At 62.7% G+C, this 23,595-nt stretch carries 25 protein-coding genes; 14 read left to right on the top strand and 11 right to left on the bottom strand.

Annotated elements, in window-relative coordinates; translation table 11 throughout:
• Positions 1-24: 24 nt before the first annotated feature.
• The 5 genes from rsmG to hemJ all read right to left on the bottom strand — a co-directional run bounded on the left by rsmG (position 25) and on the right by hemJ (position 6,714).
• On the bottom strand, positions 25-798 hold the full coding sequence (gene rsmG, locus L6637_RS20935; protein ID WP_377803037.1) for a 16S rRNA (guanine(527)-N(7))-methyltransferase RsmG: 774 nt from the start codon (positions 796-798) through the stop codon (positions 25-27).
• A 9-nt stretch (positions 799-807) separates the two neighbouring features.
• The gene (gene mnmG / locus L6637_RS20930; RefSeq protein WP_237860936.1) at positions 808-2,688 is read right to left on the bottom strand and encodes a tRNA uridine-5-carboxymethylaminomethyl(34) synthesis enzyme MnmG; all 1,881 of its coding nucleotides are present in this window, start codon (positions 2,686-2,688) and stop codon (positions 808-810) included.
• 404 nt (positions 2,689-3,092) lie between these two features.
• Entirely contained in the window at positions 3,093-4,439 is a 1,347-nt protein-coding gene (gene mnmE / locus L6637_RS20925; RefSeq protein WP_237860933.1) for a tRNA uridine-5-carboxymethylaminomethyl(34) synthesis GTPase MnmE, read from the bottom strand.
• A gap of 313 nt (positions 4,440-4,752) precedes the next feature.
• A complete protein-coding gene (gene rho, locus L6637_RS20920) occupies positions 4,753-6,018 on the bottom strand; it encodes a transcription termination factor Rho (RefSeq protein ID WP_008133567.1) in 1,266 nt (421 codons plus the stop codon).
• A 261-nt stretch (positions 6,019-6,279) separates the two neighbouring features.
• Positions 6,280-6,714, bottom strand: coding sequence for a protoporphyrinogen oxidase HemJ (gene hemJ, locus L6637_RS20915; protein WP_237860931.1), 435 nt, complete (start codon positions 6,712-6,714; stop codon positions 6,280-6,282).
• 460 nt (positions 6,715-7,174) lie between these two features.
• On the opposite strand from hemJ, the gene L6637_RS20910 reads away from it, so the two are divergent.
• The 4 genes from L6637_RS20910 to dnaQ are packed head-to-tail and all read left to right on the top strand — an operon-like array spanning position 7,175 to position 10,018.
• Complete coding sequence (locus tag L6637_RS20910) at positions 7,175-8,020, top strand: pyruvate, water dikinase regulatory protein (protein WP_237860929.1); 846 nt, start codon at positions 7,175-7,177, stop codon at positions 8,018-8,020.
• Positions 8,021-8,028: 8 nt separating this feature from the next.
• Positions 8,029-8,637, top strand: a complete 609-nt coding sequence (locus tag L6637_RS20905; protein ID WP_237860927.1) for a Maf family nucleotide pyrophosphatase — start codon at positions 8,029-8,031, stop codon at positions 8,635-8,637.
• A 23-nt stretch (positions 8,638-8,660) separates the two neighbouring features.
• A complete protein-coding gene (gene coaE, locus L6637_RS20900; protein WP_237860925.1) occupies positions 8,661-9,260 on the top strand; it encodes a dephospho-CoA kinase in 600 nt (199 codons plus the stop codon).
• Between the two features lie 38 nt (positions 9,261-9,298).
• Positions 9,299-10,018: a DNA polymerase III subunit epsilon gene (dnaQ, locus tag L6637_RS20895; protein WP_338076531.1), complete on the top strand. Its 720-nt coding sequence runs from the start codon at positions 9,299-9,301 to the stop codon at positions 10,016-10,018.
• Between the two features lie 105 nt (positions 10,019-10,123).
• On the opposite strand, the gene secB is transcribed toward dnaQ, so the two are convergent.
• Positions 10,124-10,609, bottom strand: coding sequence for a protein-export chaperone SecB (gene secB, locus L6637_RS20890; protein WP_237860921.1), 486 nt, complete (start codon positions 10,607-10,609; stop codon positions 10,124-10,126).
• Positions 10,610-11,019: 410 nt separating this feature from the next.
• Here secB and L6637_RS20885 point away from each other — a divergent pair, with 410 nt between their 5' ends.
• Genes L6637_RS20885 through L6637_RS20875 form a run of 3 tightly spaced genes read left to right on the top strand, consistent with a single transcriptional unit; the run spans position 11,020 to position 13,824 of the window.
• The gene (locus L6637_RS20885; RefSeq protein ID WP_237860920.1) at positions 11,020-11,724 is read left to right on the top strand and encodes a Tim44/TimA family putative adaptor protein; all 705 of its coding nucleotides are present in this window, start codon (positions 11,020-11,022) and stop codon (positions 11,722-11,724) included.
• On the top strand, positions 11,702-13,237 hold the full coding sequence (gene mltA / locus L6637_RS20880; RefSeq protein ID WP_237860918.1) for a murein transglycosylase A: 1,536 nt from the start codon (positions 11,702-11,704) through the stop codon (positions 13,235-13,237). The genes L6637_RS20885 and mltA overlap by 23 nt, the downstream gene beginning before the upstream one ends.
• Positions 13,234-13,824 carry a Smr/MutS family protein gene (locus L6637_RS20875; RefSeq protein ID WP_237860916.1) on the top strand — a complete coding sequence of 197 codons (591 nt, stop codon included), beginning with the start codon at positions 13,234-13,236 and terminating at the stop codon, positions 13,822-13,824. Before mltA ends, L6637_RS20875 begins: the two co-directional genes overlap by 4 nt.
• Here the strand turns inward: L6637_RS20875 and L6637_RS20870 are convergent.
• The 4 genes from L6637_RS20870 to hslV all read right to left on the bottom strand — a co-directional run bounded on the left by L6637_RS20870 (position 13,821) and on the right by hslV (position 17,687).
• Positions 13,821-14,945 (bottom strand): hypothetical protein, encoded by a 1,125-nt coding sequence (locus L6637_RS20870; protein ID WP_237860914.1) that lies wholly within the window; start codon positions 14,943-14,945, stop codon positions 13,821-13,823. The two genes, L6637_RS20875 and L6637_RS20870, sit on opposite strands and share 4 nt — an antisense overlap.
• 200 nt (positions 14,946-15,145) lie before the next feature.
• Positions 15,146-16,450 (bottom strand): ATP-dependent protease ATPase subunit HslU, encoded by a 1,305-nt coding sequence (gene hslU / locus L6637_RS20865; RefSeq protein ID WP_237860912.1) that lies wholly within the window; start codon positions 16,448-16,450, stop codon positions 15,146-15,148.
• A gap of 52 nt (positions 16,451-16,502) precedes the next feature.
• The gene (locus tag L6637_RS20860) at positions 16,503-17,123 is read right to left on the bottom strand and encodes a DUF2585 domain-containing protein (protein ID WP_237860910.1); all 621 of its coding nucleotides are present in this window, start codon (positions 17,121-17,123) and stop codon (positions 16,503-16,505) included.
• 3 nt (positions 17,124-17,126) lie between these two features.
• The gene (hslV, locus tag L6637_RS20855; protein WP_237860908.1) at positions 17,127-17,687 is read right to left on the bottom strand and encodes an ATP-dependent protease subunit HslV; all 561 of its coding nucleotides are present in this window, start codon (positions 17,685-17,687) and stop codon (positions 17,127-17,129) included.
• Between the two features lie 186 nt (positions 17,688-17,873).
• Between hslV and hisB the strand changes: the two genes are divergently transcribed.
• From hisB to coaA, 7 genes are all read left to right on the top strand, one after another.
• The gene (gene hisB / locus L6637_RS20850; protein WP_237860906.1) at positions 17,874-18,467 is read left to right on the top strand and encodes an imidazoleglycerol-phosphate dehydratase HisB; all 594 of its coding nucleotides are present in this window, start codon (positions 17,874-17,876) and stop codon (positions 18,465-18,467) included.
• Positions 18,468-18,535: 68 nt separating this feature from the next.
• Positions 18,536-19,066: a DUF2628 domain-containing protein gene (locus L6637_RS20845; protein WP_237860904.1), complete on the top strand. Its 531-nt coding sequence runs from the start codon at positions 18,536-18,538 to the stop codon at positions 19,064-19,066.
• Positions 19,063-19,713, top strand: coding sequence for an imidazole glycerol phosphate synthase subunit HisH (hisH, locus tag L6637_RS20840; RefSeq protein WP_237860902.1), 651 nt, complete (start codon positions 19,063-19,065; stop codon positions 19,711-19,713). Before L6637_RS20845 ends, hisH begins: the two co-directional genes overlap by 4 nt.
• A gap of 172 nt (positions 19,714-19,885) precedes the next feature.
• Positions 19,886-20,623 (top strand): 1-(5-phosphoribosyl)-5-[(5-phosphoribosylamino)methylideneamino]imidazole-4-carboxamide isomerase, encoded by a 738-nt coding sequence (hisA, locus tag L6637_RS20835; RefSeq protein ID WP_237860900.1) that lies wholly within the window; start codon positions 19,886-19,888, stop codon positions 20,621-20,623.
• A gap of 3 nt (positions 20,624-20,626) precedes the next feature.
• The gene (gene hisF, locus L6637_RS20830) at positions 20,627-21,400 is read left to right on the top strand and encodes an imidazole glycerol phosphate synthase subunit HisF (protein WP_237860898.1); all 774 of its coding nucleotides are present in this window, start codon (positions 20,627-20,629) and stop codon (positions 21,398-21,400) included.
• A 78-nt stretch (positions 21,401-21,478) separates the two neighbouring features.
• Complete coding sequence (locus tag L6637_RS20825) at positions 21,479-21,799, top strand: phosphoribosyl-ATP diphosphatase (RefSeq protein WP_237860896.1); 321 nt, start codon at positions 21,479-21,481, stop codon at positions 21,797-21,799.
• An 80-nt stretch (positions 21,800-21,879) separates the two neighbouring features.
• Positions 21,880-22,836: a type I pantothenate kinase gene (gene coaA, locus L6637_RS20820; protein WP_237860894.1), complete on the top strand. Its 957-nt coding sequence runs from the start codon at positions 21,880-21,882 to the stop codon at positions 22,834-22,836.
• A 12-nt stretch (positions 22,837-22,848) separates the two neighbouring features.
• On the opposite strand, the gene L6637_RS20815 is transcribed toward coaA, so the two are convergent.
• Positions 22,849-23,481 carry a histidine phosphatase family protein gene (locus L6637_RS20815; RefSeq protein ID WP_237871945.1) on the bottom strand — a complete coding sequence of 211 codons (633 nt, stop codon included), beginning with the start codon at positions 23,479-23,481 and terminating at the stop codon, positions 22,849-22,851.
• Between the last annotated feature and the right edge of the window lie 114 nt (positions 23,482-23,595).

Below are 23,595 nucleotides of genomic sequence, written 5' to 3'. Positions count from 1 at the left end.
TCCCCAACTCAACCCCTCAGCGCCTCACCCGCGCCGTTCAACTGAAGTCAGCTCGACGATCCAACCGTTACCCGTCCGGCTTCGGTGGAGTTGCGGCTGAATATTCCAATATTTAGCGGCTTCGGTCAATTCAGCCTCTACATCTTGACCCTTGAGAAATAACGCCTTTGCGCCCTGGCGCATCAGCGGCTCCGCAAAGCCGATGAGTTGATGTAGCGGAGCCAGCGCGCGTGCGGTGACGCAATCGACGGGGCCAGTGATTCTATCCACATTATCCCCGATCTCAGCGAGATGTACGACTCCCGGAGATGTAGTGACGCGAACAGCTTCGCGCAAAAAGGCGGCCTTCTTGGCGATTCGCTCGACGAGATGGACCTTCGCGTCCGGCGTCCCGGCCATGGCGCAGGCCAGGACGACACCAGGAAATCCACCGCCGCTGCCGAGGTCGGCCCAGCGTTTTGCTGATCGCGCGAGATCGACGAGCTGAAGAGAATCGGCGATGTGCCGGGTCCAGAGATGCGGCAAGGTCGAGGGCGCGACCAGATTGGTCTTGGCCTGCCACTCCCGAAGCAGCGCGATGTAGCGGTCGAGCCGCGCTTCCGTTTCATGTGAAACGGGCGCGAGCTTCAGCGCCGCGCGCTTGTCTGCGGCGATAATGGAGTCGAGCGCCTGATCATTGGCGCTGGCCTTGTCGATCTTCGGTTTGGCTGGTGCTGGGTCGGATCGACGGGCGGTGCCCTCACCTGCTCCGGTTCGTCGCGTTAGCGGTCTGTCGCCGCCCGGTCCGCGCTGTTTCACGTGAAACGCCTATGCGATTGCCTTGGATGTCTTGCGCGCTTCGCGGCGAAGATAGGCCGCGAGGATGCCGAGTGCCGCCGGCGTCATGCCGTCGATCCGGCCGGCCTGGCCCACCGTGAACGGTCGCGCCTTCTCCAGCTTGGCGCGCACTTCATTGGAGAGACCGGGGACCTGGCTGTAGTCGACGTCCGATAGCACCATGCCCTCGTCGCGCCGGAAGGCTTCGACGTCGGCGCTTTGGCGCTCCAGATAGACATCGTACTTGGCGTCGATCTCGAGGTGGGTGGCGATAACGGGATCGATGGCGGACAGCTCCGGCCAGATCGCACGGACCTGGCTCCAGCCGATCTCGGGATAGGCCATCAGCTCAAACGCCGAGCGGCGCTGACCGTCCCGGTTGAGGGACAGCCCGTGCTTGATCGCCTCGTTCGGGGTGATGGTCAGGGACTTCGAGAGAATCTTGGCGGCGTTCAGGGCGTCCATCTTGGCCCGATGATGCCGGATCCGGGCACTGCCGACACAGCCCAGCGCGATCCCCTTCTCGGTCAGACGTTGATCGGCATTGTCGGCCCGCAAGGTCAGCCGGTACTCGGCCCGCGAGGTGAACATGCGATAGGGCTCGGTGATCCCTCGGGTAACGAGGTCGTCGATCATCACGCCGAGATAGCCGTCTGCACGGTCGAACACGGTCAGCGCGGCGCCGCTGGCGGCGAGTGCCGCATTGAGACCGGCGACGATGCCCTGGCCTGCGGCTTCCTCGTATCCCGTGGTGCCGTTGATCTGCCCGGCCAGGAACAGACCACGCAGGCGCTTGGTCTGCAGGGTCGGATCCAGCTCGCGGGGATCGATGTGATCGTATTCGATAGCGTAGCCTGGACGGACCATCTTCACCCGCTCAAGGCCGGGGATGCTTGCGAGGATCGCGAGCTGGACCTCCTCTGGCAGCGAGGTCGAGATGCCGTTGGGGTAGACCGTCGTATCGTCGAGCCCCTCCGGCTCCAGGAAGATTTGATGACCATCGCGGTCACCGAAGCGGACGATCTTGTCCTCGATCGACGGGCAATAGCGCGGACCGGAGCTTTTGATCTGGCCGGAGTACATCGGGGAGCGATGGACATTGGCTCGGATCACCTCATGGGTGGCCGAGGTCGTCCGGGTGATACCGCATTGAATCTGCGGCGTCGTGATCCGCTCGGTCATCACCGAGAACGGCTCCGGCGGTTCGTCTCCGGGCTGCATCTCGACGCCGGACCAGTCGATTGTCGAACCGTCCAGACGAGGCGGAGTCCCGGTCTTGAGACGTCCGAGAGTGAAACCGGCGCGCTCAAAGGATGTCGAAAGACCCATCGCCGGCGCCTCACCGACCCGGCCTGCCGGCCAATTCTTCTCACCGAGATGGATCAGACCGCGCAGAAAGGTGCCTGTCGTGACCACGACGGCCCCTGCCCGGAGCTCCCGGCCGTCAGCCAGACGCAGTCCCGTGACGCGGCCATCAACCACGATCAGCTCGTCGGCCTCGCCCTCGACGACGGACAGGCCTGCGGTCGCCCGGATGGCGGCCTGCATCGCTGCGGCATAGAGTTTTCGGTCGGCCTGGGCCCGTGGACCCCGGACGGCAGGACCCTTGCGGCGGTTCAGCACCCGAAACTGGATGCCACCGGCATCGCCGACCCGACCCATCAGACCATCGAGGGCATCGACTTCGCGGACCAGATGGCCCTTGCCGAGACCACCGATGGCGGGATTGCAGGACATCGCGCCGATCGTCGAGAAACGATGCGTCACCAGAGCGGTCACCGCACCGATCCGGGCAGCCGCAGCCGCGGCCTCACAGCCGGCGTGGCCGCCGCCAATGACGATGACGTCGAAACTCTCTCGCTCCTGTCGCATGGGCGGACTTCTAGCTCAGCGGGGGAAAAGCCGGAAGTGGAAACTGGGCGAGGCGGGGTGTTTCACGTGAAACAGGTGCGTCCGAAGGCCCGAGCAATTTCGCGAAAACAACCCCATGCACAGTAAGACATGCAACGTCGCAGCCGCTGTTTCACGTGAAACAAATGGGCCACCTCGTGGGGGACGGAGAAGAGTTCCAAGTGGCCGCTCTGCGCTCCGTCATTGCGAGCGAAGCGAAGCAATCCAGACTGCCCCGCGGAGAGATCCTGGATTGCTTCATCCCGAGAACTCCTCGCAATAACGGGGGACGTTTCACGTGAAACAATCCGGAACCAGCCCACTCCTCGTTTCACGTGAAACACAAGCAATGGAACAATCGCTAGTTCTACATTGAAGAACTAGCACTACTTTCCGATACAGAATTTCTGGAAGATGGCCCCGAGCACGTCCTCGACGTCCACTCGGCCGAGCAGCCGGCCCAAGGCATGGGCGGCCGCACGCAACTCTTCGGCGGCCAGCTCCTCGCCCTCTTCTACAAGCTCCAGACTCCGGCGCAAGCTGTTCAAGGCCTGGCTCAACAGATCCCGCTGGCGGGCGCGGGTCACCAACGCACCCTCGGTGGTCTCAAAGAAATCGGAGGCGAATTTAACGAGGGCATCGACCAACTCGGCAATGCCATCGCCGCGGCTTGCCGAGATTGCGAATTCGCCGCGCGGCCCGGCGGCGCCGAGATCGATCTTGTTGCGGACAATCCAGACCGGTCCTTCCGGACGATCGCCCTCTCCGGACTTCCGAAGCAACCGCACCGCGTCGGGATCGGCGGCGCGCTCTCCCTCAACCAGCCACAGCACCAGGTCAGCGTCGTCGGCCCGGGCCCGCGCGCGGCGCACGCCTTCCTGCTCGACGGGATCATCGGTCTCACGAATGCCGGCGGTGTCGATCATCGTGACGGGGTAGCCGTCGAGATCGAGCTGCACCTCGATCACGTCGCGCGTGGTGCCGGCGTGCGGCGAGACGATTGCGACCTCGCGGCGGGCGAGCTGGTTCATCAGCGTCGACTTGCCGACATTCGGCTCGCCTGCGATCGCGACCACCAGTCCGTCGCGCAGTCGTTCAGAATGTCCCTGTGCCGCGAGGACTTTTGTAATTTCGTCGTGCAGCGTTTTGATCGCGTCGACCGCCGGCGCCAGCAATTCCGCGGGCACATCGCCTTCATCGGAAAAATCGATTCCGGCCTCGATCAGTGCCGACGCTTCGATGATACGCTCGCGCCAGTCACGCGCGCGGTGACCCAGCAAGCCCTGCAACTGGCGCAGCGCCTGGCGACGCTGACGGTCGGTGTCGGCATGGATGAGATCGTCGAGGCCCTCGGCTTCGGTGAGATCCAGCTTGCCGTTCTCGAACGCGCGCCGCGTGAACTCGCCGGGCTCGGCCGCGCGTGTATTCGGAATTATCGAAATTGTATTGAAGAGCGTGGCGAGCACCGCGCGGCCGCCATGGACGTGGAATTCGGCGACGTCCTCCCCGGTGGCGCTGGCAGGGCCTGGAAACCAGAGCACGACCGCATCGTCGATCGGTTGACCCGCGGCGTCATGAAGCAGCCGGCGGCTCGCTTGCCGTGGCGCCGGCAGCTTGCCTGCAAGCGACGTCAGCACGCGCCTGGCTTGCGGGCCCGAGACGCGCACCAGAGCGATCGCGCTGGGTGGACGGCCGGACGACAGCGCGAAGATGGTCTGGTCTCTCGGGTGCATGGCCTATTTGTCCGGCTGGCGGGGAAAAGGCAAACACCTGTTTTTGGCTACATCCGACCCTGTTTTGCTGCACAAAATTCTGCAGCAATCTCGGATATTGCATCGCAATATAAACTGCTTGTTTGCTGCAAAAAAGTTCCTCGCGGCTTCAGGCCGCAAACTAAAAATCCAGTATTTTCAATAATTACCAACAGCTTATAGAATATTAGAGGGCCGACCAGAGGCCACTCCCGATGTTGCGATTTTCCTGCAGCAAAGCCGCAAAACAAAAAGGGCGCCCGAAGGCGCCCCTTGAGATCATGCTGCATTGCAATCAGGTGTTCATGGAGTCGAAGAACTCCGAATTGCTCTTGGTCGAGCGCAACTTGTCGAGCAGGAAGTCGATCGCGTCCATCGTGCCCATCGGGTTGAGGATACGGCGGAGCACGTACATCTTCTTGAGCACCTGCGGATCGGTGATGAGCTCCTCCTTGCGGGTGCCGGAGCGCGAGATGTCGATCGCCGGGAAGGTGCGCTTGTCCGAGACCTTGCGGTCCAGGATCAGTTCCGAGTTACCGGTGCCCTTGAACTCTTCGAAAATGACTTCGTCCATGCGGCTGCCGGTATCGACCAGCGCGGTCGCGATGATGGTGAGCGAGCCGCCCTCCTCGATATTGCGGGCGGCACCGAAGAAGCGCTTCGGGCGCTGCAGCGCGTTGGCGTCGACACCACCGGTCAGCACCTTGCCGGAAGACGGCACCACGGTGTTGTAGGCGCGCCCCAAGCGCGTGATCGAATCGAGCAGGATGACGACGTCGCGGCCGTGCTCGACGAGGCGCTTGGCCTTTTCGATCACCATCTCGGCGACCTGGACGTGACGCACCGCCGGCTCGTCGAAGGTCGATGACACGACCTCGCCCTTCACCGAGCGCTGCATGTCAGTGACTTCTTCCGGACGCTCATCGATCAGCAAGACGATCAGATAGCATTCGGGATGGTTGTGCGTGATCGAATGCGCGATGTTCTGCATCAGCACGGTCTTACCCGTACGCGGCGGCGCGACGATCAAAGCGCGCTGACCCTTGCCGATCGGGGCTACGATGTCGATCACGCGTGCAGACAGGTCTTTCCGCGTCGGATCGTCGATTTCCATGCGGAAACGCTGATTCGGAAACAGCGGCGTGAGGTTGTCGAAATTGACCTTGTGCTTGGCCTTTTCCGGGTCCTCGAAATTGAGCGTGTTGACCTTCAGCAGCGCGAAATAGCGCTCGCCCTCTTTCGGGCTGCGAATATGGCCTTCGATGGTGTCGCCGGTACGCAGGCCGAAACGGCGGATCTGCGAGGGCGAGACGTAGATATCATCCGGGCCCGGAAGATAATTGGCATCGGGCGAGCGGAGGAAGCCGAAGCCGTCGGAGAGCACTTCGACGACGCCCTGTCCGACAATATCGGTCTCGGCGAGCGCGAGCTGCTTGAGGATAGCGAACAACAGCTCCTGCTTGCGCATGGTGCTGGCATTCTCGACCCCATTCTCCTCCGCGAACGAGACGAGCTCGGCCGGCGTCTTGGATTTGAGGTCTTCGAGTTTGATTTCCCGCATTGGGGTGGTCCTGTGGGGTAACCTTGGGAGGGGGTGCGAGGAGGCTCTGAAATGCGGACGCGAGAAGGTAAGGTCCGCAGGTCTGGCAAGGTTAAGTGCCGGTGGGGGCTTCAAACCTGATGCGGTGTCCGGCCTTCAAAAAGCTCGGACACAACCACATCCGCCTGCGTTGGGTGGGATGTCGACAATATAGAAAATCGCTTTCCACTCCGCAAGCCGAAGCTCTGAGCGATCATTCACGTTTCCTGCCTCAAATCTTGCCTAGAACGGCTTCACGATCACCATGATGACAATGATGATCATCAGGACGGTCGGCACCTCATTGATAATCCGGAAGAATTTCTGACTGTGCGGACGCCGGTCGGCGGCGAAGTCCTTGAGCCAGCGGGAAAAAAAGCCGTGGACCGCGGACATCGCCAGCACCATAGCCAGTTTTACGTGCAGCCAGCCGAACGTGAACCAATGGCCGGCCCAGGCGAGATAAAGCCCGGCAAGCCAGGTGACGATCATGGCAGGGTTGATGATCGCCTTGAGCAGGCGGCGCTCCATCACCTTGAAGGTTTCCGACTGTTTCGAGCCGATCTCGGCCTCGCAGTGATAGACGAACAGCCTGGGCAGATAGAGCATGCCGGCCATCCAGGAGATGACCGCGATCACGTGGAGCGCTTTGATCCAGAGATAGACGTCTTCAAACATGTCAGGCGTCCAACTTTACGGCCAGCGGCTTGGCGATCTGGGGATAGTAAGAACTCGTTAAGGTCTCACCTGCACACATATCTCTCTGGAGCGCCCTTCTCCAATAAAGAATCTTAGATTCTTAAAGGTTTGAGTCTGAGTGACCGTGGATTGGACTCACACAACGCCGTCCGCGCGTTCACCTGTGCTTGTTCACATCCATCAACATGTCCGGGCCGGTTCCCGTCTGGCCGGATAAATGCTCCGAGCTCAGAGGCTTGCGCATTTTGATCCGCAACCTATCAAGGGAGTTGTCCGCGCAATCCCGCTTCCATCTCGACAGGCGGCCGGACTTGTTCTGACGGGCAGTGGTGTGAAGAAAATTGGCACTTGTCCCGCCCCTGGTGTCGCGCAACCCTTTCCGAGCGGTTAAGCTCCACAGAAATCCACAAATCACACCGCCCCCATACAAAGAGTTTTTGTGCCGACCTCGAGCAATTATTTCCATCTGCACCTCGTCTCGGACTCCACCGGTGAGACCCTGATTACGGTCGCGCGCGCCGTCGCCGCGCAGTACGCGAATGTCACGCCGGTCGAGCATGTCTACCCGCTGGTGCGCAGCCAGAAGCAGCTCGACCGCGTGCTCGACGAGATCGAGGAAGCGCCCGGAATCGTGCTGTTCACGCTGCTTGAAAAGGATCTGGTTTCGCGGCTCGAGGAAAAGTGCAAGGGAATCAATGTACCGAGCCTGTCGATCATCGGTCCGGTGATGCAGCTGTTCGAAGCCTATCTCGGGGCTGCGACCACGGGGCGCGTCGGCGCGCAGCACGTGCTCAATGCGGAATATTTCAAGCGCATCGATGCGCTGAACTACACGATGATCCATGACGACGGCCAGCACGTCGAAGGGCTCGACGATGCCGACGTCGTGCTCGTCGGCGTGTCCCGCACCTCGAAGACGCCGACCTCGATCTATCTTGCCAATCGCGGCATCCGCACCGCCAATGTGCCGCTGGTTCCGGGCATTCCCGTGCCGTCCCAGCTGGAGACATTGACAAGGCCGCTGGTGGTGAGCCTGCATGCAACGCCGGAACGCCTGATCCAAATCCGGCAGAACCGCCTGCTCTCGATGGGCGCCGAATCCGGATCCGGCAGCGACACCTATACCGACAGGCAGTCGGTCACCGAGGAGGTCGCGTTTGCGCGCAAGCTGAGCGCCAAGCATGATTGGCCGCTGCTCGACGTGACGCGGCGCTCGATCGAGGAAACCGCGGCCGCGATCATGAAGCTCTACAGCGATCGCCAGCGCAACCGGCCCTCGGAATAACTTTCGACATGGGTCTTTGGCGCGGCAAAACTCCGTTGATCCTGGCGTCTCAAAGCAGCGCGCGTAAAATGTTGCTCGCGAACGCCGGGCTCGACTTCGAAGCTGTCACCGCCGATATCGACGAACGCAGCATTCAGGCGGCGTCAAAGCTTTCGAACCCGCGCGAGATCGGTCTGCTGCTGGCACGCGAGAAGGCGAAAGCAGTCTCAGTCAATCGTCCCGGAAGCTACGTGATTGGTGCCGACCAGACGCTGGCGCTCGGCCATCGTCTCTTCAACAAGCCCGCAGGCCGTGCCCAGGCTTTGGCACAATTGCAAGATCTTGCGGGCAGCACGCACGAGCTGAATTCGGCCGTGGCTGTGGCCCATGATGGCAAGATTGTCTTCGAGGATGTCTCGGTTGCCCGCATGACCATGCGGCCGATGACCGAGGCCGAGCTGTTGGCCTATCTCGACGCGGCCGGCGATGCGGTAACAACCAGCGTCGGCGCCTATCAGCTCGAAGGGCTCGGCATCCACCTGTTCGAGCGTATCGAGGGCGACCATTTCACCATTCTCGGCCTGCCGCTGTTGCCGCTGTTTGCGTTCCTGCGGCGCGAGCGGCTAGTTGCGATGTGACGGGCAAGGATGACTGCGCGCTGATGCGAATCCTCGGATTGACCGGCTCGATCGGGATGGGCAAATCCACCACTGCGAAATTGTTCGCAGAGGCGGGTGTGCCCGTCTACGACGCCGATGCGGCCGTCCATCAGCTCTACGAAGGCGAGGCAGCGCCGGCGATCGAGGCCGCCTTCCCCGGCACCACCGCCAATGGCAAGGTCGACCGGCCCAAACTGTCGGCCCGTGTGGTGCATGATCCCGCCGCGATCAATCAGCTCGAGCAGATCGTCCATCCGATGCTCGGTGCTTCCAGGCAAAAGTTCTTTGCGGACGCGGAAGCCGCCAAGGCGCCGGTCGTGGTTCTCGATATCCCGCTGCTGTTCGAAACTGGTGGCGAGAAGCGGGTCGACGCCGTCGTCGTGGTCTCGACCTCGCCCGAGATACAGCGCGAGCGCGTGCTGGCGCGGGGAACCATGGACGAGGCCAAGTTAGAGGCCATCATTGCCAAGCAGATGCCCGATGCCGAAAAGCGCAAGCGGGCGGATTTCGTCGTGGATACCTCGCACGGACTCGAGCCTGTGCGCGCGCAAATCACCCACATCCTGGCCGAGGTCGTTAAGATGCCGCAGCGGCGGGCCTGATTCGCCGACTTCCACGGCTTCCTGCACGGCACCTCGAAATCATGCGCGAAATCGTTCTCGATACCGAAACCACTGGCCTCGATCCCCTGCGGGGCGATCGTCTGGTCGAAATCGGCTGCGTCGAGATCTTCAATCGCATGCCGACGGGTCAGACCTATCACGTCTATATCAACCCCGAGCGGGACATGCCGGCGGAAGCCTTCGCTGTGCACGGGCTGTCGGCCGAGTTTCTCTCGACCAAGCCGTTGTTCCACGAGGTGGCGGAGGAGTTTCTGGAATTCATCGGCGATGCACCGCTGGTGATCCACAACGCCTCGTTCGACATCAGCTTTATCAATGCCGAGCTTGATCGGATTAAGCGCGAGCCGATTCCGCGTGAGCGGCTGGTCGATACGCTGCTGCTGGCGCGGCGCAAACATCCTGGCGTGTCGAACCGGCTCGACGATCTCTGCTCGCGCTATTCGATCGACAATTCACACCGCACCAAGCACGGCGCGTTGCTCGACTCCGAACTTCTGGCTGAGGTTTATGTCGATCTGGTCGGGGCGCGGCAGTCGCAGCTGCTTCTCGCGTCGGAGACCCAGGAAATTCGCGTCAATTCCGCCGGCGATGCGCCGCGGCGGCAGCGGCAGGTAGCCCTTGCTCCGCGGCTGTCGGATGCCGAACGGGAGGCCCATCGGGCCTTCATCGCAACGATGGGCGAAAAGGCGATCTGGAACGAATATCTCGCCGCTCCAGTCGCCTCTCCGGCTGGCTAAAGCGCGACGAGATTTGGTTGAATCGTCATCGCGCTTAAGCTCTACGTTTGAGCATGGTCTTTTCGGAAAACCGCTTCACACTTTTCCGGATCATGCTCTAGCAGATCAGGCCTGACCGGCCTGGCCCTGGGCGGCCATCTGCCGCTCCATGTTCTGGCGATAGAGACCGACGAAGTCGACCGGGTCCAGCATCAGCGGCGGGAACCCGCCGTCGCGCACGGCGGTTGCGATGATCTCGCGGGCGAACGGGAACAGCAGCCGCGGGCATTCGATCATGACCAGCGGGTGCAAATTCTCCTTCGGCACATTGGCGATGCGGAACACGCCGGCATAGGCCAGCTCGAACGAGAACATCACCTTGCCGGAGGTCTCGGCCTTGCCTTCGACCGACAGCGTCACCTCGAACTCGGTCTCGCTGAGGTTGTTGGCGCTGACATTGATCTGGATGTTGATCTGGGGCGGCTGGCTCTGCTGCTGGAGCGAGCTCGGCGCGTTCGGATTTTCGAACGACAGGTCCTTGGTATATTGCGCCAGCACATTGAGCTGGGGAGCCTGGGCCGCCTCGGGAGGGGTGCCGTTACCGTTGGTCATCAAAGTCTCTCCTTACCCGATTGGGGCTGAATTTCGCGGCGGTTGGCTAACATAGGGCCGCCTCATTCCACAAGGACGAACGGCCCCGGAGCGCCGATCATGGCTCCGCTCACAACTGTGACGTTTGACCCGGTCCGGACACCAAATCGCACGTTAAACGCTTGAAGATGCGCGATTTCCGCCCACGATCGGGTTTCCCCTTAAGCATAAAACGCGCTACACTTGCCACTGTGCCAAAAGGCGCCATTGGCCGGGCCAGATTTCGTGCCTACATCCCGCGGACGAGACGCGCGGGCCAAAAATGGTGATGTCATCTTGCCGTTCCGGTATGGAACGGTCTACTGGCCGGATTGATTTTCCCGGCAGCGATCCCAAAGAAGAGCCGGGTAAAGACCAGAAAGCGATACGACGTGGACATCTACACCATCATCTTCCTTGCGCTGGCGGTCTTTATTTTCCTGCGGCTGCGTAGCGTGCTGGGGCAGCGGACGGGCAACGAGCGCCCGCCGTTCGATCGCACCGCCCGCAATGCGCTGGGTGGTGCCCCGGACAAGAACGTCGTGACCATGCCGGGCAAGGTGATCGATCAAGCTCCGCTGGCGCCGACCGCCGAGCCGACTCCGCCGTCTGACCGCTGGAAGGGTCTGACCGAGCCGGGCACCGCACTGGCCCAGGGTCTCGACGCCATCGTCGAGCGGGATTCCACCTTCGACCCGCGCCATTTCCTCTCCGGCGCACGCGGCGCTTATGAGATGATCGTGCTCGCCTTTGCCAACGGCGATCGCCGCTCGCTGCGCGACCTTCTCTCGTCGGAGGTCTATGAAAGCTTCGACACCGCGATCAAGGACCGCGAGAAGAACGATCAGAAGACCGAGACGCGCTTCGTCTCGATCGACAAGGCCGAACTCGTCGGCGCCGAATTGCGCGACCGTACGGCGCAGCTCACCGTGCGTTTCGTCTCGCAAATGATCTCGGTCACCCGCGACAAGGCCGGCAATATCGTCGACGGCAACGCTGACAAGGTCGCCGACATCACTGACATCTGGACTTTCGCCCGCGACACCACCTCTCGCGATCCGAACTGGAAGTTGGTTGGCACCGGAAGCGCGAATTAAGATCTTTCTGAAGAACAGCGCGACGGCGATTTGCGCAGGTCTCGTCGTGCTGGCTTCGTTTTCGCTTGGCGCCGAGGCTGCCCGGCGTCACTACCGCAGCCATCATCATCACGCCCCCGAAGTCGCCGCGGTCCCGCCGCGTGCGCTGCCCTATCCCCAGCTCCCGCTTCCGTTCGAAATTCCAGGCGCGCAATATCTGCCGCTGGCGTGGGTCGACGTGAAGGGCTGGAGCGACGACGATCATCTTGCCGCCTACAAGACGTTTCGTGCCAGCTGCCGCTCGATCAATGCGCAGACCGGCGCTTCTGAACCCAAGGCTCTTGAACAAAAGGCCTTGGGCAGCTCGCTGAGCGAACCTTGCCGCGCCGCCAAGTCGCGCGAGCCGACCGACGATGCCAGTGCAAAGACTTTCTTCGAAGAAAACTTTTCGCCGCTGCGCATCTCACGCCTCGGCGAGCCCGATGGCTTCGTCACCGGCTATTACGAGCCGGTGTTGGACGGATCGCGCACGCAGACCGAAATCTACAACGTGCCGGTCTATCGCCGCCCCTCGAACCTGTTCGTGCGCGGCTTCAATCAGGCCTCCGTCAGCCTGCCCAACAAGGGGCCGGTTTACCGCAAGATCGGCCGCCGCAAGCTCGTGCCCTACTATGATCGCGGCGAGATCGAGGACGGCAAGATCGCCGGCCGCGGGCTGGAGATCGCCTGGCTGAAGGATCCGACGGATCTCTTGTTCGCCCAGATCCAGGGTTCGGCGCGGATCAAGTTCGACGACGGCGCGACCATCAGGCTCAATTACGATTCCTATAACGGCTATCCCTACACGGCGGTCGGGCGCATCCTGATCGAGCGCGGCATCATTCCAAAGGAGGAGATGTCGATGCAGAAGATCAGGGAGTGGATGGCGCAAAACCCTGACGGCGCCAAGGAACTGCGGCGGCAGAACCGCTCCTACATCTTCTTCCACGAGGTCAATCTGTCCGACAAGGACGAGGCTGTCGGTGCGCAAGGCATCCCGCTGACCGCCGGCCGCTCGATCGCGGTCGACAAATCGCTGCATGTCTACGGCACGCCGTTCTTCATCGAAGGCGAGCTGCCGATCGAGTCCGATCGCGCCAAGACGCCGTTCCATCGTTTGATGATTGCGCAGGATACCGGCTCCGCCATCATCGGGCCGGCCCGCGCGGATCTTTATTTTGGTGCGGGGGCTGATGCCGGCCGTGTCTCGGGCCGGCTGCGCCACCCCATGCATTTCGTGATGCTGGTGCCGAAGAGCCTCGATCCCGCCATGCGCGCGGCCAGGCTGCCGGTGCCGGATCCGCGGCCGTCGGAGAAGATCGCAAGGCTGTTTCCGCAGCCGCCGGCAGCGAAGCCGGTCGCATCAGCCGCAACGTCAGGCAAGGACGAGACTGTTGCCGTTGCGAACCCGGTGCCGCTTCCGGCGCCGCGTCCTGTGATAGAACCGGTCCGCGAACCGCGCAGGCACATGAAAAACCGTTCCCACCAGCAATGAAGCGATCGTCCCGTCCGCCCGTGCTGGATCCGCGTCCTTCGCCGCGCCGTCGTGGCTTAAGCGAAGAAGATCGCGAGCTGTGGGATCTCGTTGCAAAGCAGGTCAAGCCGCTGCGGAAGCACCGTGCGACCAAGCCGCACGCCGCGCCGCGTGCCGAGCTCTCGCCGGCAGCGCCCGTCGCCAGGCAAGCGTCGTCGCCGCGACCCCTGGCTGCGGCCCCGGCCCCGCGGCCGCCGAAACCATCGATGCCGCCGCTCGCCCCGCTCGGCAAGCGCGAACGCACAAAACTGTCGCGCGGTCGCAGCGAGATCGAGGCGCGGCTTGATCTGCATGGCATGACCCAGATGCGCGCCCACCGCGCGCTGAGCGGCTTCCTGCATCGCGCCCATCACGATGGCCTGACTTTCGTGCTCGTCATCACCGGCAAGGGCCGCAGCGGCGGCGAGAGCGGCGTGCTTCGCCGCCAGGTGCCGGAATGGCTGAGCCTGCCGGAATTCCGCGCCTTTGTGGTCGGATTTGAGGAAGCCGGCATCGGCCATGGCGGCGAGGGCGCGCTGTATGTGCGGATCAGGCGGGCGAGATATTAGAAGGGCCGGACGATCCCGACGCGCGGGATCAGCGTGATGATCAGGCCGAAGATGTTTGTCTTCTTGTCCTCCGCCGGAATCAGCGGCGTCTCGTGCTTCGCCGGCAGCATCTTCACGGCGTGCAGGATCAGGAACATGCAGACCGCCCAGCTCGACATCCAGCGCGAATAGTCGAACACCATCGCGAACATCACGAGATAGGCGAGGCTGACGCCGATCAGGGCCGCGATCACGAGCTGGCGGTGGAGGTCGCTCGCGAGTGCGCGGATCAGGTCGGCGAAATAGCGCCACACCGGCGTGTGCAGCCAGAGCAGCAGTGCGAACACGGGAAGGCCGAGGCTGTTGTGCGGCAGCCAGGCCCAGGTGTCGGAGATTTCCTTCGAGAGCGGCTGATACCAGATGTAGGCGAATTGTAGCAGGTCCTCGCGTGACGGATCGGCCATCCGGGTTTTGAGATAGGCGAAGAAATCAGCCTGCGGGATCGGCATGGTCCCGAGGAATTGCGCGGCGAAGAACAGCGCGCTGACGCAGAGCAATGCCACGAGGCCAAAGGCGACATTGGTTCTGGTGATGCCGTGCGTCAGATAATGCCTGATGACGACGATGGTGATGATCGTCGGCACATACATCAAGAGATGAATGTGGTGGATCAGCACGAGAAGGATCGAGAACAGCGCGGCCGTCGCCACGAACAGCAATGAGCCCGCCGGCATCAGCAGCAGGATCAGCGCGAAGAGGCAGCCATAGATGTCGAAATGGCCGAGCGTGTGCATGAAATTCTTCAGGAAATACGGCGAGCCCGCGATGAAGACGAACAGCGGCAGCGTCTTCGCGCTGAAGCCGAAGGTTTTCTGAAACAGCCGCACGAACAGTGCCAGCGTCACCAGCCACGCCGTTCCTGATATCGCGAACACCAGCCACACCGGCACCTTGTCGGTGAACAGCGCAACGATCGCCCCGATCAGGGCGCGCTTGATGAAGCCGAAATGGTAGTCGACGAGGAGGTGGATGTAGGGGACGTAAGGCGGCAGCTTCACCTTGTGAATGAAGACGCCGACGATGACAGCCGCGTTGATCGCGAGCAGGATGCGCCAGGGGTTTTTCTTGATGTCAGCGAGCATGTGGCACTCGATGCGCACAAAGCTCCGCCGTCGTCCCGGCGAAGGCCGGGACCCATAACCACGAAAGGTCGTGTTGAGCCAACGCTAGGGCCGCTATCATTTCCAACAAGGACTGCCGGTGAGTATGGGTCCCGGCCCCCGTGCGCAATTGCGCACCAGGCCGGGACAACGCCGGAATGAATAGCGCGGGCTTGCCGGAATTACAAAATGAACCGGCTCAGATCGGCGTTCTTGGCGAGGTCGCCGACGTGTTTCTGCACGAAATCGGCATCGACCCGGACGGTCTCGCCGTTGCGGTCGGGGGCGGTGAAGGAGATCTCGTCCAGCACCCGCTCCATGACGGTCTGGAGCCTGCGCGCGCCGATATTCTCGACCGTCGAGTTGACGGCGACCGCGACGTCGGCAAGCGCGTCGATGGCGCTGTCGGTGATGTCGAGGGTCACGCCCTCGGTCTGCATCAAGGCGACATATTGCTTGATCAGCGAGGCCTCGGGTTCGGTCAGGATGCGGCGCATGTCGTCGCGGGTCAGCGCCTGCAATTCGACGCGGATTGGCAGGCGGCCCTGCAATTCCGGCAGCAGGTCGGACGGCTTTGCGACATGGAAGGCGCCCGAGGCTATGAACAGGATGTGGTCGGTCTTGACCGCGCCATGCTTGGTCGAGACCGTAGTGCCCTCGATCAGCGGCAACAGGTCGCGCTGCACGCCCTCGCGCGAGACGTCGCCGGCGGCGCGGCCTTCGCGGGCGCAGATCTTGTCGATCTCGTCGAGGAAGACGATGCCATTGTTCTCGACCGCGCTGATCGCCTCCAACGTCAGCTGATCGGTGTCCAGCAGCTTGTCCGATTCCTCGTTGACGAGGATCTCGTGCGAGCCCTCGACAGTCAGCCGCCGCGTCTTGCTGCGGCCGCCCAGCTTGCCGAAGATGTCGCCGATCGAGATGGCGCCCATCTGTGCGCCCGGCATGCCCGGAATCTCGAACATCGGCATGCCGGAGCCTGAGGACTGGGTCTCGATCTCGATTTCCTTGTCGTTCAGTTCGCCGGCGCGCAGCTTCTTGCGGAAGGATTCGCGCGTTGCCGAGCTCGCATTGGCGCCGACCAGCGCATCGAGCACGCGCTCCTCGGCAGCGAGTTGGGCCCGCGCCTGCACGTCCTTGCGCTTGCGTTCGCGCACCTGGGCGATCGCGACCTCGACGAGGTCGCGCACGATCTGCTCGACGTCGCGGCCGACATAGCCGACCTCGGTGAATTTCGTGGCTTCCACCTTCAGGAACGGCGCGTTGGCTAGTTTTGCCAATCGCCGCGCGATTTCCGTTTTGCCGACGCCGGTGGGTCCGATCATCAGGATGTTCTTGGGCAGCACCTCTTCGCGCAGCGAGCCCGTGAGCTGCTGCCGGCGCCAGCGGTTGCGCAGCGCGATCGAGACGGCGCGCTTGGCGTCACCCTGGCCGACGATGAAACGGTCGAGTTCGGATACGATTTCGCGGGGAGAGAAGTCTGTCATGGCACCTTAGCTAGGATTGGAAACCGGCGGGGACAAGCCGCTTTTTAGGTCATCAGATGATCGGCGGACCGGATTGCCACTGCTTCACGGCCTCGATCGGATGGATCAGCATCAGGATATTCAGCGTCAGATTGTCGCGAATGTGCAGCGCCAGCATGATCTCGAAGGCGAGACCGAGCGCGACGGTTGCGCTTACAGGCAGCACGCGCGCGGTGAGGAACCCCAGCACCATGAACAGCGTGTCCGAGACCGAATTGACGATGCTGTCGCCGTAATAATCCAGCGAGATCGTGCCGGCGCGGTAGCGCTCGATGATGAAAGGCGAGTTCTCGACGATCTCCCAGGCGCCCTCGATCAGCATCGCGATGATCAGCCGTGCCGGCCAGGAGAGAGACAGGAACGGCAGGCGCGCGAACAACAGCCACGTCAATCCGTAGAACAGGAAGCCGTGCAGCACGTGCGAGAAACTGTACCAGTCGGCGATGTGCTGGGAGTTCTCCGAGCTGTTCACCACGCCGTGCCACAGCTTGACGTAGCCGCAGGTGCAGATCGGCACCCGCCCCATCGCGAACAGGATCGAGGCCTGCAACGCCAGCAGCAGCAGCGCGATGCCGAGGAAGGCGAGCGGTGGTATTGCGGTTCGGGGCGGGCTGGCGCTGTGAGCCGAACTCATCCCTTAGCCGGCCGTCAGCGCTTCAATGGTGATGTTGCGGTTGGTGTAGACGCAGATGTCGGCGGCGATGTCGAGGGAGCGGCGGACGATGGTCTCGGCGTCCTTGTCGGTGTCAACAAGGGCGCGGGCCGCGGCCAGCGCGTAATTGCCGCCGGAGCCGATCGCCATCACGCCCGACTCGGGCTCGAGCACGTCGCCGGTGCCTGTCAGGACCAGGGAGACGTCCTTGTCGGCCACGATCATCATGGCCTCCAGCCGGCGGAGGTAACGGTCGGTGCGCCAGTCCTTGGCAAGCTCCACCGCGGCCCGGGTCAATTGCCCCGGATATTGCTCGAGCTTGCTCTCCAGCCGCTCAAACAGGGTAAAAGCATCCGCAGTGGCACCGGCAAAGCCACCAATCACGTCGCCCTTGCCGAGTTTCCGGACCTTTTTGGCATTGGACTTGATCACGGTCTGGCCGATCGAGACCTGGCCGTCACCGCCGATCACCACCTTGCCGCCCTTGCGGACCGTCAAAATCGTGGTGCCGTGCCAGACCGGCGAGCTGTTCTGGGAATCCTGCATCGTAACCCTCATTGTCCCGCCTGATTTAGGCGGTCGGAGCTAACGGCACAACGGGCCGTTCCGGGCCGAATTTCGCTCACCATAGGCAGAAGTAGAGGCCCGGCCAGCCGTTCCCGCAGTAGCGAAGGCGTCATTTGGCTGTTAAGAGACAGGCGTTTTCGGACCGAACCATAGCGAAAGCTCTCAATGCGCACCGCGACGATCAAGCGCAAGACCAAGGAAACCGACATCGAGGTCTCCGTGAACCTCGATGGCACCGGCGTGGCCAATATCGCGACCGGCATCGGCTTTTTCGACCATATGCTCGATCTCCTCGCCCGCCATTCCCGCATCGACCTCACGGTCAAGGCGGTGGGTGACCTGCACATTGATTATCACCATACCACCGAAGACACCGGCATCGCGCTTGGCCAGGCGGTCAAGCAGGCGCTCGGCAACATGGCGGGCATCACCCGCTATGCCGGCGTGCACATGCCCATGGACGAGACGCTGACGCGCGTGGTCATCGACATCTCGGGCCGCCCGTTCCTGGTGTTCAAGGCCGAATTTCCCCGCCACAAGATCGGTGAGTTTGACACCGAGCTGGTGCGCGAGTGGTTCCAGGCCTTCGCCATCAACGCCGGCGTGACTCTCCACGTTGAGACCCTATATGGCGATAACAGCCACCATATCGCCGAGTCCTGCTTCAAGGGCCTGGCGCGGGCGCTGCGCACCGCGGTTGCGATCGATCCCAAGGCGGCGGGCGAAATCCCCTCCACCAAGGGCTCGCTTGGCGGCTGACCTCTCCGTCTCGGTGGCCAAGCGCCGCCGGCGGCATCGACTTCATTCTCGAGAGCGGGGCATCGAAAATGCCTGTCTACACAGTTCATGCTCCCTTCCCCGGCGGCGCCGATCTGCGCGCGACCGACAAGTTCGTGTTCGTGCGCGACGGCTTCCATTTCTGGGCGATGATCCTTGGTCCGTTCTGGCTGGCCTGGAACAGGCTGTGGCTGGCGCTGATCGGCTGGATCGTCTTCCTCGCCGCGTTCGATGGGGGGCTGCACAGCCTCGGTGTCGGTCGCCGCTCGATCTTCCTCGCCAACTGCATCGTCGCGCTGCTGATGGGCATTGAGGCCTCCAGCCTGCGTCGCTGGACGCTGTCGCGCGGCAAGTGGCGGCAGCTCGACGTCGTCGTCGCCGATGACGAGGACACCGCGGAGCGCCGCTTCTTCGAGCGCTGGAGCAAGTCACAGCGCGGCATCGTCAACGATCAATGGGCCGTCGATCGCGGCGGCCCGCCGCCGACCCGCAACGTGCCGGGTCAGCCATTTTCGAACCCGCCGCCGATTCCGGCCGGCGGCATCATTGGATTGTTTCCAGAACCGGGAGGGTCAAGATGAGCGTCGCCATCATCGATTACGGTTCCGGGAATCTGCATTCCGCCGCCAAGGCCTTTGAGCGCGCCGCGCGCAGCCTGGAGAACGGTCAGAAGGTCTTCGTCACCAGCGATCCCGATCAGGCCTATGAAGCCGATCGCCTGGTGCTGCCGGGTGTCGGCGCCTTCGCCGATTGCCGGCGCGGGCTCGATGCGGTCAACGGCATGGTCGAGGCGATCACGGAAGCGGTGCGCGTCAAGGCGCGGCCGTTCTTCGGCATCTGCGTCGGCATGCAGCTGATGGCGAGCCGCGGCAAGGAGCATGTCATCACCGAGGGCCTGAACTGGATCGGCGGCGACGTCGAGAAGATCAAGCCGCGTGACGAGAGCCTGAAGATCCCCCACATGGGCTGGAATACGCTCGAGCTGCTGCAGGAGCACCCGGTGCTGAACAAGCTGCCGCTCGGCCCCAAGGGCGAGCACGCTTATTTCGTGCACTCCTACCACCTCAACGCGGCCAATGAAGCTGATGTCCTCGCGCGCGCCGATTACGGCGGGCCCGTCACCGCAATCGTCGGCAGGGACACCGCCATCGGCACGCAGTTTCACCCCGAGAAGAGCCAGCGTTTTGGGCTGGCCCTGATCTCGAACTTTTTGCGATGGAAACCGTGATGGGCGCTTCGCTCTCTCTTTTTACCTCCCCCCTTGTGGGGGAGGTCGAACGCGCAGCGTTCGGGAGGGGGGTAGCCCCAACGGCGGTGCCCGTGGCTTACCCCTCTCCCCAACCCTCCCCCACAAGGGGGGAGGGAGCGCACCGCGTGCGTGGAAAAATCCTGGCTCAATCATGATCCTCTTTCCTGCCATCGACCTCAAGAACGGCCAGTGCGTGCGCCTCGAGCAAGGCGACATGGCGCGCGCCACTGTCTTCAATCTCGATCCCGCCGCCCAGGCGCAGAGCTTCGTTGCGCAGGGTTTTGAATATCTCCACGTCGTCGATCTCGACGGCGCCTTTGCCGGCAAGCCTGTCAATGCGCAGGCCGTCGAAGCGATGCTGAAGACGATCAAGATCCCGGTGCAGCTCGGCGGCGGCATTCGTGATCTCAAAACCGTCGAAGCCTGGCTGGAAAAAGGCATTACCCGCGTCATCATCGGCACCGCTGCGGTGCGCGATCCGGAGCTGGTGAAGGCGGCCGCGAAGAAATTCCCCGGCCGCGTCGCCGTTGGGCTCGACGCCCGCGACGGCAAGGTCGCGGTCGAAGGCTGGGCCGAGACTTCGCAGGTGACGGTGCTGGAAATCGCGCAGCGGTTCGAGGATGCCGGCGTCGCCGCCATCATCTTCACCGACATCGCGCGCGACGGCCTGCTCAAAGGCCTGAACCTGGACGCGACCATCGCGTTGGCGGATGCGATCTCGATTCCCGTGATCGCCTCGGGCGGTCTCGCCTCGATCGAGGACGTCAAGGCGATGCTGACGCCGCGTGCGAAAAAGCTCGCCGGCGCGATCGCCGGCCGCGCGCTCTATGACGGCCGGCTCGATCCCGCCGCCGCCCTCGCCTTGATCCGCAACGCGCCCAGGAGCTGACACATGTTCAAGGTGCGCGTGATTCCCTGTCTCGACGTCAAGGACGGCCGCGTCGTCAAGGGCGTCAATTTCGTCGATCTGCGCGATGCCGGCGATCCCGTCGAGGCCGCGATTGCCTACGACGCCGCCGGCGCCGACGAGCTGACCTTCCTCGACATCACCGCGACCCATGAGAATCGCGGCATCATGCTGGATGTCGTCCGGCGCACGGCGGAAGCCTGCTTCATGCCTGTCACCGTCGGCGGCGGTGTGCGTGAGGTCAACGACATCAAGACGCTGCTGCGCGCCGGCGCGGACAAGGTCTCGATCAACAGTGCCGCGGTGTCGCGGCGCGAGTTCGTCAAGGAAGCCGCCGAAAAATTCGGCGAGCAGTGCGTTGTGGTCGCGATCGACGCCAAGCGGGTCAAGCGCCCGGGCGGCGACCGCTGGGAGATCTTTACCCATGGCGGCCGCAACTCGACCGGCATCGACGCCGTCGAATACGCCCAGGAAGTGGTTTCGCTCGGCGCTGGTGAGATCCTGCTCACCTCGATGGATCGCGACGGCACCAGGCAGGGTTTTGACATCCCGCTGACCCGGGCGATTGCCGACAGCGTTCCCGTTCCCGTGATCGCCTCGGGCGGCGTCGGCAATCTCGATCACCTCGTCGAGGGTATTCGCGACGGGCACGCCACGGCCGTGCTGGCCGCCTCCATCTTCCATTTCGGGGAATTCACCATCCGTGAAGCCAAGGAGCACATGACGCGGCGGGGCTTGCCCATGCGCATGGATGCCTGACGACTCCCGTTCGTAAAAATGCTACACAGGCCGGTGGGAAAAGGCCTGTCTGGCCGGATATGTTTCTGAGTAATTCCGATGCCGCGTTTCACGATCCATGACCTCGCCGAGACCATCGACGCCCGCGCGGCCTCCGGTGGAGAGGCCTCCTATACCCGCAAGCTTCTCGACAAGGGTGCCGAACATTGCGCCAAGAAGTTCGGTGAGGAAGCAGTCGAAACCGTAATCGCAGCAGTCGAAAACGATCGCGCGCATCTGATCGCCGAGAGTGCCGACCTGCTCTATCACTTCCTTGTGCTGCTCAAGGCGCGCGGCGTAAAGTTGGAAGAGGTGGAAGCCGCCCTCGACAAGCGTACGAACATGTCTGGGTTGGAAGAGAAAGCGTCGCGTAAGGGTTAGGAGCATGATCCGGAAAAGTGTGAAGCGGTTTTCCGAAAAGATCATGCTCAACTAAAGAGTCCCAACGGAAAGGTCGCGTCATGGATATCCGCGCACCCGAGCAGCTATATAATCCGTACCGCGTCTATACGCGCGAAGAATGGGCGCGGTTGCGCGACGATACGCCGATGACGCTGGAGCCGGGCGAGTTCGACCGGCTGCGTTCGCTGCACGACCGTCTCGATCTCAAGGAAGTCGAGGACATCTATCTGCCGCTGTCGCGCCTGCTCTCGATCTATGTCGATGCGATGCAGCGCCTGTATTACGCCGAGCGGCAGTTCCTCAATATCCGCGACCGCAAGGTGCCCTACATCATCGGCGTTGCCGGTTCCGTCGCGGTCGGGAAGTCGACCACAGCCCGCGTGCTGCAGGCGCTGCTGGCGCGCTGGTCGCCGCGTCCGAAAGTCGATCTGATCACCACCGACGGATTCCTCTACCCGAAGGCGCTGCTCGAGCAGCAAGGCATTTTGCAGAAGAAGGGTTTTCCGGAGAGCTACGACCTGCAGCTGCTGCTCAACTTTCTGTCCGACATCAAGTCGGGCCGCCGGCACGTGCGCTCGCCGGTTTATTCGCATCTGACCTACGATATCGTGCCGAATGAATGGGCCGAGATCGACCAGCCCGACATTTTGATCGTCGAGGGCGTCAATGTCTTGCAGACCGGCAAGCTGCCGCGTGACGGCAAGGCGGTGCCCGTCGTCTCCGACTTCTTCGACTTCTCGGTCTATATCGACGCCGACGAAGAGGCGCTGCGGCACTGGTACATCAAGCGCTTCCTGGCACTGCGCGACACCGCGTTCACCAATCCAAAGTCCTACTTCAACCGCTATGCGCTGTTGTCGGACGAGGAGGCGATCGCCACCGCCACCGCGATCTGGGAGCGGACCAACCTCGCCAATCTCGAGGACAACATCTTGCCGACGCGCCCGCGGGCGACGCTGATCCTGAAGAAGGCCGCGGATCACGCGGTGGAGAGCGTGGCGCTCAGAAGGCTGTAGCTTCGCCGCCCATCATTGGCCGGCCTTCGCCGTCCAATCCGCGGCTTTGATGCGGGCCACGAAAGTCGCGGGGCCGGAGCCGCTGGCCTTGTAGACAAAGGCTTCGCCTTCCTGAACGTCTCCGGCGTCCTTGCCGAAGGCATCGGCAAGGTTCGTCTTGTGCGTGACGAGGACGGTGTTCGTGCCTGGTGCCGGCGATTGATCGACGAGCTGGCGCACGGCCGCTCCAGCCTTTGTGTTCGCGGCACTGGGGTTTGCCATTCCCGATGCGCTGGCGTTGCTGCTGTCCGTCAATGCGTCGACTGCCTGGCCTTCCTTGCCGGTGATCAGCTTGCCGGCTTCGATCGCGCGGTTCAGGCGGCTTGTGTAGACATTCCCGATCGGAATCGCGCGTTCCCGGATTGCCACCCCGATCTGACGCGCCATATCCCTGCCCTTTTCACTCAGCTGGCGCTGGGCACTCATGTCGTCGAACTTGAAGGGATAGACGTCCTTCTGGCTGTCGTCGGTCGCGGTGTGCCGAAACACCAGAACGTAGCCGCCCTGCTTTAGCGAGGCGATGAGCTCCGTCGTATCCGCTGCGACGGCAGCCTGGGCGCTAGCGGCGAGAAGGACAATGACGAAGAGGCGGCAAAGCACATTCATGCGCGATATCCTCTACGGAAACCGAGCCCCCGCAGGATGATGACGCACAGCAGGTTCGATTTCAATTGCAGATTGTCGGCCGGGCAAGGCGCGCCCGTCACCACGGGGAGAGAG

It is taken from the genome of Bradyrhizobium zhengyangense (assembly GCF_022012435.1).
GTDB classification, from domain to species: domain Bacteria; phylum Pseudomonadota; class Alphaproteobacteria; order Rhizobiales; family Xanthobacteraceae; genus Bradyrhizobium; species Bradyrhizobium zhengyangense.
This window is presented reverse-complemented; position numbering and strand designations above follow the sequence as displayed.

Excerpts from the sequence above, each read along its gene's own strand:
- mnmG (WP_237860936.1), bottom strand. The coding sequence starts at position 2,688 with ATGCGACAGGAGCGAGAGAGTTTCGACGTCATCGTCATTGGCGGCGGC.
- mnmE (WP_237860933.1), bottom strand. The coding sequence starts at position 4,439 with ATGCACCCGAGAGACCAGACCATCTTCGCGCTGTCGTCCGGCCGTCCA.
- rho (WP_008133567.1), bottom strand. The coding sequence starts at position 6,018 with ATGCGGGAAATCAAACTCGAAGACCTCAAATCCAAGACGCCGGCCGAG.
- hemJ (WP_237860931.1), bottom strand. The coding sequence starts at position 6,714 with ATGTTTGAAGACGTCTATCTCTGGATCAAAGCGCTCCACGTGATCGCG.
- L6637_RS20905 (WP_237860927.1), top strand. The coding sequence starts at position 8,029 with ATGGGTCTTTGGCGCGGCAAAACTCCGTTGATCCTGGCGTCTCAAAGC.
- coaE (WP_237860925.1), top strand. The coding sequence starts at position 8,661 with ATGCGAATCCTCGGATTGACCGGCTCGATCGGGATGGGCAAATCCACC.
- secB (WP_237860921.1), bottom strand. The coding sequence starts at position 10,609 with ATGACCAACGGTAACGGCACCCCTCCCGAGGCGGCCCAGGCTCCCCAG.
- L6637_RS20875 (WP_237860916.1), top strand. The coding sequence starts at position 13,234 with ATGAAGCGATCGTCCCGTCCGCCCGTGCTGGATCCGCGTCCTTCGCCG.
- L6637_RS20870 (WP_237860914.1), bottom strand. The coding sequence starts at position 14,945 with ATGCTCGCTGACATCAAGAAAAACCCCTGGCGCATCCTGCTCGCGATC.
- hslU (WP_237860912.1), bottom strand. The coding sequence starts at position 16,450 with ATGACAGACTTCTCTCCCCGCGAAATCGTATCCGAACTCGACCGTTTC.
- L6637_RS20860 (WP_237860910.1), bottom strand. The coding sequence starts at position 17,123 with ATGAGTTCGGCTCACAGCGCCAGCCCGCCCCGAACCGCAATACCACCG.
- hslV (WP_237860908.1), bottom strand. The coding sequence starts at position 17,687 with ATGCAGGATTCCCAGAACAGCTCGCCGGTCTGGCACGGCACCACGATT.
- hisB (WP_237860906.1), top strand. The coding sequence starts at position 17,874 with ATGCGCACCGCGACGATCAAGCGCAAGACCAAGGAAACCGACATCGAG.
- L6637_RS20845 (WP_237860904.1), top strand. The coding sequence starts at position 18,536 with ATGCCTGTCTACACAGTTCATGCTCCCTTCCCCGGCGGCGCCGATCTG.
- hisH (WP_237860902.1), top strand. The coding sequence starts at position 19,063 with ATGAGCGTCGCCATCATCGATTACGGTTCCGGGAATCTGCATTCCGCC.
- hisA (WP_237860900.1), top strand. The coding sequence starts at position 19,886 with ATGATCCTCTTTCCTGCCATCGACCTCAAGAACGGCCAGTGCGTGCGC.
- hisF (WP_237860898.1), top strand. The coding sequence starts at position 20,627 with ATGTTCAAGGTGCGCGTGATTCCCTGTCTCGACGTCAAGGACGGCCGC.
- L6637_RS20825 (WP_237860896.1), top strand. The coding sequence starts at position 21,479 with ATGCCGCGTTTCACGATCCATGACCTCGCCGAGACCATCGACGCCCGC.
- coaA (WP_237860894.1), top strand. The coding sequence starts at position 21,880 with ATGGATATCCGCGCACCCGAGCAGCTATATAATCCGTACCGCGTCTAT.
- L6637_RS20815 (WP_237871945.1), bottom strand. The coding sequence starts at position 23,481 with ATGAATGTGCTTTGCCGCCTCTTCGTCATTGTCCTTCTCGCCGCTAGC.